Below are 8,816 nucleotides of genomic sequence, written 5' to 3'. Positions count from 1 at the left end.
ACATTGCCCAGGGAGACCATGCTCACACCCTCCAGGGCAATCAAAACAAAGCCAATGTCGGTCACGGTAACATCCTGGTAGATGGCCATGGCCACACCGTCATCATCCAAAAGGCCTCCACCGAAAAACGCCCCAGACTGGAACACACCTTGTTGGACGAAGTCGCTAAAGAAGTCAGCTACCGACGGCAGCAGTCATTACACAATCAGGTCTTTATCGAGCTGGGAAAGGAGCAAGCCGCAAACCAGGTAAGCTGCCCCTGGGCCATGGAGGTCAAGGTGGGCAAGCAAGCCCCAGAACCCATATCTGACGGGCAGACCATTGCCAATGTGTTCGAGCGGCCTGACATTGCAGGCAAGCTGTTGATTTTGGGTCAGCCGGGGGCGGGAAAGACAACCACCCTGCTGGACCTGGCCAAGGACTTGGTCATTCTTGCTCAGCAGGATATGAGCCAGCCCATTCCCGTCCTGTTTAACCTATCAAGCTGGCAAGATGACAAACAAACCATCGCTCAGTGGCTAGTAAAAGAACTCCGAGAAAAGTACCAAGTACGGGAGGCAAAAGGTCAGGAGCTAATGGAAGCGAAAAAGCTGCTGCCCCTGTTGGATGGCTTGGATGAGCTGGCAGCCCAGCGACAGAAAGAATGTGTGAAGGCAATTAACACTTGGCTGGGGTCAGATTTGGGGGCGAGCAAGGTAACCATATGCAGCCGGATACAAGAATATAAGACCTACAAAACGGTACTGACGCTTAACGGAGCGATTTGTCTGCAGCCATTGAAGAAACTACAAATAGAACGGTATTTGCAGCAGACGGGAAAGACTGAACTGTGGTCCGTAGTCAGTCAGGATGAAACTGTTGTGGATTTGGTGCGGGTGCCCCTGTGGTTAAGCGTGTTGACCCTGGCACGGAATGAACTGGATTTGGCAAAGTGGTCGCGGTTAAATACAGACCAGGATAGGCTGACGCTGCTGTTGGATGCTTATGTGAGAGCGAGGCTGGCGGAACCGCTGAGTGAGAAAAATTGTAAACAATACAAACCGACTAGAGTCCCCACAGCTAAACAAACCCGTCGATGGCTAGTGTGGCTGGCTCAGAATATAGAACAGGATGAGTTTTTGATTGAGCGTATGCAGCCCACATTGTTGACTACCCATAGCGAGAAGTGGCAGATGCGTCTGATTTTCGGTGTGATAGGGGGACTGACTGGGAGTTTAATTGGGGGACTGATTTTAGGGCTGATTTTAGGGCTGATTTGGGGGCTGATTGGAGGTTTAATTTGGGGGCTGATTGAAGGTCTGATTGAAGGTCTGCACTCAATTGATACGGTTGAAATTTTGAAAAGTCATTTTTCGCACGTCACGCGGTTTTCTCTAAAGACATTGATTTGGAGTCTGATTTGGGGTCTGGTTTGGAGCCTTATTTTGGGTCCAATTTGGGGTCTGGTTTGGAGTCTAATTTTAGGGCTAATTTTAGGGCTGATTTGGGGGCTGATTGAAAGTCTAATTTGTGGTCTAATTGAAGGCTGTAAAGCCGACATTCAAACTCAGGTACAGCCCAACCAAGGCATTCTCAACTCAGGCCGGAATACGGTATTTTTATTGGCGATGGCCATACCGGCGGCAGGACTTGTGTTGTGGCTATTACCCCTTGGTCTCACCTTGGTACCCAGCTTAGATGAACAACAAATTGCTGGCATTGTAGGCGCAGGGGTTGTAGCGTTATTCTTGCGAACTTGGAAATATGGCGGAGGCGACGCCTACCTCCGCCATTACGCTCTCCGCTTCATCCTCGCCCGCTCCGGCAAAATCCCCTACCTCTACGCCAACTTCCTCAACTACTGCACCGAGCGCCTGCTGCTCCAACGTGTTGGCGGTCGCTTCCGTTTTTTACACCGTACCCTGCAAGAACATTTTGCCGCCATGCCCCTAGAAGACTATCGGCAAGGCATGAAACCCTAAAACGCTTTCCGTTCCTTGGCTGGCAGGGTGCGCTATTGTTGCCCATAGCGCACCCTCGTATTTTCTGAGACCGATCTTTACCCCCTTTAGCTCATATCTTGCACTGAGATTGGCTGTGTTGCTAAAGCCCACGCTGGGTTGAAACGCCAGCGCTAATTGGGGGTTGTCCGCTAAAAGGGACAATTGGGTATGGAGGCGCTGGAGGCTGGTGGTGGAGCGAGCGAAGCATCGTTAAGTGTTGTGGAAGCGAACCCTCAAAACCCATTGCCGATAATTGTGTCCCTTTCAGTAGACACCCTTCGGCTAGCCCAGGGTTCAAAACCCTGGGCGGGTTGGTGCTTCTCCACCAGGTGCAAGATCTAATTCACCTAATCCACCCTCACCCGTTTGGTCAGAAGCGCCATCATCTCATTGGGCCGCCCAGTGGGTAATGGCATACTCCAATCATTCGGTTCAGCATAGTTCAGCTTATGCAACAGTTTGATGGTGTTGCGAATGGCGGTGAGGCTGCCGCGTAAAGTGTGGTGAACAAATTCGCAAGGATAGTCGGGTAGGGAATTATCGGCAGGCGGAACATTAGACGCGCCGGCGTCCTGAGTATTATCTAAAAACATCGATTCTGGTTCTCCAACTAAAGTAAAACCTCTCAAACCCTCACAGAGAAAGGCTTTGAGGCAAGGAAAGCCAGAACCTAAAATCCAGCCACCCTGCGAAAAATTTCGCTAATCGAGGTGACTGGAGCATAATAATACCCAGCCTCCAGATTGGCGTGTGCTTTCTGGGGGTTAGCCATCGGCATGGTGGTCTCAACACCTGCCGGTGGTGCCAAATATTAGGTTCTAGTGGAACAGGCCGCAGTTATTGCGGACCTTATGAAAACGTAGACCACCGCTATCAGCGTCGTCAAGTGACAGATTATTACATTAGCTATCCACTGCCGTGACGAGATTCTAGCAATGAATTGTTTCAAACCCTGGATTCCACTAATCGCACTCTTCACGGCGCTACTGCCCACCGCCTCGGCCAGCGCCTACTGTCGTGCGGACCTCGCCCGAGAAGTTAACAAAATTGCAGCTCAACCCGCACTCAAAAAGGCTCGCCTGGGTGTGCTGATTGAAACCCAGACTGGTCAGGTCATCTACAGCCGCGATGCGGATCGTTATTTTGTACCCGCGTCCAACGTTAAACTGCTAACCACGGCGGCAGCCCTGTCCAGTCTGGGGCCTAACTTCACCATTCGCACATCAGTTTATGATCAGCCCCAGACCAATAGTGTGCAGGTGGTCGGTCGAGGCGACCCCACCGTTAGCGATGACCAACTTAACGAACTAGCTGGCCAGCTTAAAACCAAAGGCATCAGCAATATCAGCAACCTGCTGGGCAATGACAGCTACTTTTCAGGACCAGCCGTCAACCCTAACTGGGAATGGGAAGACGTCCAAGCAGGTTATGGAGCCCCCGCCAATAGCCTGATCATTAACGCCAATGAACTGGGTTTCACCCTGTATCCTCAAACCGTAGGCCAACCTCTGCGGGTGGAATGGGATGATCCGAGCCTGAGCAGTCAGTGGCAAATTGAAAACTTCTCCCGCTCCGTAGCCGAAAACCAGCCAGAATATATCGACATTGGGCGCGATCTGAGCCGTCCCATCCTGCGAGTCTACGGTCAGCTGATCGCGGGTGCAGCTCCCGACACGGCTTCAGTTGCGGTGCCCAACCCCGCCGATTACTTTATCAGCCGCTTTCGCCAAACCCTGACCCGTCAGGGTATCACCGTCGCCCAGAGCGGTCTGACTACGGCAGCGGCAAACGGCTCCGAACTCGCCGCCATTACCTCCCCACCGCTAGCCCAGTGGATGGTGCGCACAAACCGCAACAGCAAGAACATCTACGCCGAGGCGATGCTCAAGTCCCTAGGGGCACGCACCGCTGAAGACGCCACCGCTGCCGGTGTTGAAGCATTAGAAACGATCCTTCAACGCCTGGGCGTCAACCCGGAACTCTATGAAATTGTTGATGGCTCTGGCCTATCTCGCCATAATCTGGCCACGCCTCAAGCCTTTGTTGATACCCTCCAGGCCATGGCTCAATCTCCCCATGCAGATACCTATCGCAATTCCTTGGCCGTCGCTGGCACCAATGGCACCTTGCGCAATCGCCTAGGCAGCATCCGCTTTGTAGGTAAGACGGGCGCTGTCAGCCACAATGCTTCGCTGTCAGGTTATCTCAACCCCCATAGCCACGACCCGCTAGTGCTGAGCATCCTGATCAATAACCTCGACCAGCGCGGCAGCACGCTGCGACGCATCCTAGATGACATCGTTAAGGTCACGGCCCAGTTAGAGGATTGCTAAAGAAAAGCTTCCCATCGGCTATGGCCTGGCGCTATGGGCCGCCTGGGAATATTGCGGGGGGGTGAGTTAATATGGACGTCTTCCTTAATTTTTCTGGTCCCTTAATCTTTTTTTAGATTTTTTGCCTCTTTAGAATTTTCTCCATTGGCTCACTCTATTCGAGGCGATTCCTGTCATTTTCTAATACCGCATGTCTCGTTTCACCTCTCGTCAAGACCACCTCGACCATTACTATCAGCAAATTCAGACAGTTATTCTGTCGCGTCAAAATCCGGTTACGGGACTGCTGCCAGCCAGTACCGCCATCAACACCCATGGCGACTACACCGATGCCTGGGTCCGGGACAATGTTTATAGCATTATGGCGGTGTGGGGATTGGCCTTGGCCTATCGCAAGATTGACGAGAATCTGGGACGCACCTATGAGCTAGAGCAAAGCGTGACCAAGCTGATGCGCGGTTTGCTATTTGCCATGATGCAGCAAACCCACAAGGTGGAAACGTTTAAACGCACTCAGGATCCGCTAGATGCGCTCCATGCCAAGTACGATACGCCCACGGGACGTACCGTGGTGGGTGATGACGAATGGGGTCATTTGCAGCTGGATGCCACCGCTGTGTATCTGCTGATGCTGGCTCAGATGACCAGCTCAGGATTGCAGATTATCTACACCCGTGACGAGGTCGATTTTGTCCAAAATTTGGTCTACTACATCGGTCGCGCCTATCGGACAGCGGACTATGGCATTTGGGAACGGGGCAATAAGCTCAACCACGGCAAACCTGAACTCAACGGCAGCTCCGTGGGTATGGCCAAGGCTGCACTAGAAGCGATGAACGGTCTCAACCTGTTTGGGGTGAGGGGTGGTCATGGCTCTGTGATTCATGTCCTGCCGGATGAGATCGCCAGGACGCGCATTACCCTGGAATCTTTACTGCCAAGGGAATCGGGTTCTAAAGAAATCGATGCGGCCCTTCTCAGTGTGATTGGATTTCCCGCCTTTGCTGTGGATAATCCTGACCTGCTTAAGGCGACCCATGAGGCCATCGTGGACAAACTGCAGGGACAATATGGCTGTAAGCGATTTTTGCGGGATGGGCACCAGGCCGTGGTCGAAGATGCTGAACGACTGCACTACGAACCTGGAGAACTCAAGGATTTTGAACACATTGAATGTGAGTGGCCTCTGTTTTTCTGCTATCTGCTGCTCAATAGCCTGTTTCGGAATAAGGGCGATCGGGCTAGCTTTTATCAAGAGCGTTTAGAAGCTTTAGCGATTCATAAAAATGGCTTAGATCTGTTGCCAGAGCTTTACTATGTGCCCAAAGCCATGATTGAGGCCGAACGGGAAAACCCCCACAGTCAGATCCGAGAGCCCAATGACAATATCCCCCTGGTGTGGGCTCAAAGTCTTTACTACCTGGGACAAATGATTCAGGACGGGCTGATTACCCTGGGAGACATTGACCCTCTAGCCCGACACCTCAAGGTGGGTCAAAATCGTCAGCCCATTGTGCAAATCTCTCTACTGTCAGAGGATAGCAAACTGCAGCAACAGCTGGCTAACTACGGCATTGAGACTCAGGTTTTAGAACAGATCGACCCGGTGCAGGTTCGTACGTCTACAGACTTGGCGAATCTCTACGCAGAAATTGGGTGCAACAACAAACTCCAGACTACCGGTCGTCCCGATCAGCGTTTGCGCAGCCTGACCACATCGCGAATTTTTCGGATTCAGCGGGAGACGGTGGTATTTGTTCCGGCCTTTCTGGACCCGAGCCAGTTTTATATCACCCTTGACTATCGGTTTCTCGTGGCTCAAATTCGTAGCGAACTGTCCTATATCCACGAGCATTGGAACGAACCTGGTCGTCCGACGGTGACGCTGCTGCTGACCCATCGCATGTTTGAACTGGGCCATAAGTCCATTAGCGATTCGCCGCTGCTACAGCTGATTTTTGAGCTTAAAGATGGTGAATGTAACGGCGTGCCGGTCAAGGTGGGCTCTCTATTTCAGCTGATGCTAACAGCAGCGACCGAGCGGATGGAGGAGCGCTCTTTAACAGAGGCAAACCAGCCCCTGTCGTCTTATACCATGCCAATTTCGGCCTATTTGCCACTTTCGGAAAGTAATACCCAGCCCCTGAGTCAGATTCAAGAGCTGGATCTAGAGAGAGAAAACGATAGCTGGCGATTGCTGGAAACGCTGAAGGTCTCTGACAATCTGTACGAGCAGATTGAGCTGGTTAGCAATCTGTGTCGGTTGGAGAATCTCACCTATGACACTGGCTGGGGCACGGACGCAGGGGAGCAAGTGACCCTGGCTAATTTGTTGAATGAGATTTATATCAAAGCGGGGCGTCTGGAGCTATGGGCCATTGTCCGTCGGGCGGCAGGTCTGCTCAACAAAATGGCCATCGGTCTGGCGGATGCGGCGACAGAACTGCTGGTGCGACAAAAGCAGATTGCGGTGGGCAAAGCCTATAGTGAAGCTTCGTTGATTACAGATCCGCTGGCACCTCGGGAGCTGCTGGCCAAGATTAATGAATTTTGTGGTGAGGATATTCGCGATCGCACCCTCACCCAAGAGATCTTGATCTACCTCAGCGTAGTGATCAACTCAGACCCTGAGCTATTTGACGGTCTCCTCACCCTGCGGGTAAGCTACCTAATTTTATTAATTAACAGCGAGATCTGTCGCGAACAGTACTGCACCCAGGACGAAGCCTACGAGACACTCATGGCCATGAGTCCTTTTGAAATCAAGATGCGACTGCGGCAGGTACTGGCCGGATACGAAGGCCTTGACAACAATCTGTTTCGTCAAGAATCGATTCAGTCTCGCAAACCCGAGGCCGTTAACTGGGTTGTGCTACCCCAGGCAGAAGAAAACGAACCCTCCGAAGACTGGCTGCATCGACGGCAGCGAGACGGTAGCCTCAACCGCGTCCCCGAAGACTTTTACCCACGGGTATGGCGACTGCTTAAACACTGCAAGGGTATCGTCATTGGCGATAAGCTAGAACGCCGGAACCGTCTAGTCAGCGACCTGATTCTATCGGATACAACACCTGAGGAAAAAGACTTTGCTCTGCGGATTGAACACCTGTTTAACAAAATTCAGGCTCCCGAATATCGTCAGATCAATGTGGAAGCCCTCATGGAACTTTCAGAGCTGTTTGACACCAACCCCGACTGGCAGGTCGATGACTACATTGTGCTAGACGTACTGGTGGGTCATGCCGTTCGCCTGGCCTGGCTCGACGGCGGCGATCACCGCGCCCATCGCTACCTGCAGGATAAAGCCAAAGCCTGGCGCTCGTTTTATCAGGATTCTCCCCACCAATGTGCCAAATACACAGCCAAAGCAATGCAGTTTCTAATTGAACTAGGAGAAGGTGAAATGGCATCCGTCCAATAAACTCATCCTGGTTCCGGTCGCCAGCCGCTACAATAGGACACGTTCATTTCACCCACCGTCCACTATGACCGCTGCGGCACCTGCTAAGACCGAGTACGAAGCCGTCATTGGCTTAGAGATCCACTGCCAGCTCAGCACCAATACCAAGATTTTCACTCCCAGCTCAGCCGAGTTTGGAGCCGACCCTAACACCCACATCGACCCCATCACCGTGGGCATGCCTGGGGTACTGCCAGTGCTCAACGAAAAAGTCTTGGAATATGCGGTCAAAGCCGGTCTGGCCCTAAACTGTCAAATTGCCCCCTACAGCAAATTTGATCGTAAGCAGTATTTCTATCCTGACCTACCCAAAAACTATCAAATCTCCCAGTTCGATTTGCCCATTGCCGAGCACGGTTGGATCAATATAGAGCTGGTGGATAAAAAAAGCGGCAATGTGGAGCGCAAGAAAATCGGCATCACCCGTCTCCATATGGAAGAAGATGCCGGTAAGTTAGTCCATGCGGGCAGTGATAATTTAGCCGGGTCTGCCTATTCCCTAGTGGACTACAACCGGGCGGGAGTGCCTCTGATTGAAATCGTCTCCGAGCCTGATTTGCGCACCGGAAAAGAAGCGGCTGAATACGCCCAGGAAGTTCGTCGAGTCGTACGTTATCTGGGTGTTGGCGACGGCAATATGCAGGAAGGGTCCCTACGCTGCGATGTCAACATTTCCATCCGACCCAGGGGACAAGAGGCATTTGGCACCAAGGTGGAAATCAAAAACATGAATTCCTTTAGCGCCATTCAAAAGGCCATCGACTACGAAATCGAGCGCCAGACCGAAGCGGTGGAAAGCGGCGATGAAGAAATCGTTCAGGAAACCCGTCTGTGGGACGAAAGCACCCAGGTCACTAAGAGCATGCGTTCTAAGGAAGGGTCTAGCGACTATCGCTACTTTCCCGAACCCGATCTGCCCCCCATCGAAGTCTCTAAAAAGCAGCTCAAAGCCTGGAAATCAGAGCTGCCTGAGCTACCGGCTGACAAACGCGATCGCTACGAAACCCAACTCGGTCTATCGGCCTACGACACCCGTGTTCT

General features: G+C 52.2%; 5 protein-coding genes. 4 read left to right on the top strand and 1 reads right to left on the bottom strand.

Features of this window, described 5'->3' with window-relative positions:
• The coding region (locus tag IQ260_RS22745) for an NACHT domain-containing protein (RefSeq protein WP_193995375.1) at nt 1-1,961 on the top strand (1,961 nt) is incomplete at its 5' end.
• Between the two features lie 368 nt (nt 1,962-2,329).
• On the opposite strand, the gene IQ260_RS22740 is transcribed toward IQ260_RS22745, so the two are convergent.
• Nucleotides 2,330-2,575: a hypothetical protein gene (locus IQ260_RS22740; RefSeq protein ID WP_193995374.1), complete on the bottom strand. Its 246-nt coding sequence runs from the start codon at nt 2,573-2,575 to the stop codon at nt 2,330-2,332.
• Between the two features lie 342 nt (nt 2,576-2,917).
• Here IQ260_RS22740 and dacB point away from each other — a divergent pair, with 342 nt between their 5' ends.
• The 3 genes from dacB to gatB form a co-directional block, all read left to right on the top strand.
• Nucleotides 2,918-4,315 (top strand): D-alanyl-D-alanine carboxypeptidase/D-alanyl-D-alanine endopeptidase, encoded by a 1,398-nt coding sequence (gene dacB / locus IQ260_RS22735; RefSeq protein WP_193995373.1) that lies wholly within the window; start codon nt 2,918-2,920, stop codon nt 4,313-4,315.
• Between the two features lie 190 nt (nt 4,316-4,505).
• On the top strand, nt 4,506-7,736 hold the full coding sequence (locus IQ260_RS22730; RefSeq protein WP_193995372.1) for a glycoside hydrolase family 15 protein: 3,231 nt from the start codon (nt 4,506-4,508) through the stop codon (nt 7,734-7,736).
• A 64-nt stretch (nt 7,737-7,800) separates the two neighbouring features.
• Nucleotides 7,801-8,816 (top strand): Asp-tRNA(Asn)/Glu-tRNA(Gln) amidotransferase subunit GatB (gene gatB / locus IQ260_RS22725; protein ID WP_193995371.1); only part of this gene is annotated, 1,016 nt, incomplete at its 3' end.

This window comes from Leptolyngbya cf. ectocarpi LEGE 11479 (assembly GCF_015207065.1).
Taxonomy (GTDB): domain Bacteria; phylum Cyanobacteriota; class Cyanobacteriia; order Phormidesmidales; family Phormidesmidaceae; genus Leptothoe; species Leptothoe ectocarpi.
Note: the sequence above shows the minus strand (reverse complement) of the source record. Positions and strands in the feature narration are given on the sequence as shown.

What these genes read in the sequence shown, in the direction of transcription:
- IQ260_RS22730 (WP_193995372.1), top strand. Translation starts at nt 4,506, where the DNA reads ATGTCTCGTTTCACCTCTCGTCAAGACCACCTCGACCATTACTATCAG.
- dacB (WP_193995373.1), top strand. Translation starts at nt 2,918, where the DNA reads ATGAATTGTTTCAAACCCTGGATTCCACTAATCGCACTCTTCACGGCG.
- IQ260_RS22740 (WP_193995374.1), bottom strand. Translation starts at nt 2,575, where the DNA reads ATGTTTTTAGATAATACTCAGGACGCCGGCGCGTCTAATGTTCCGCCT.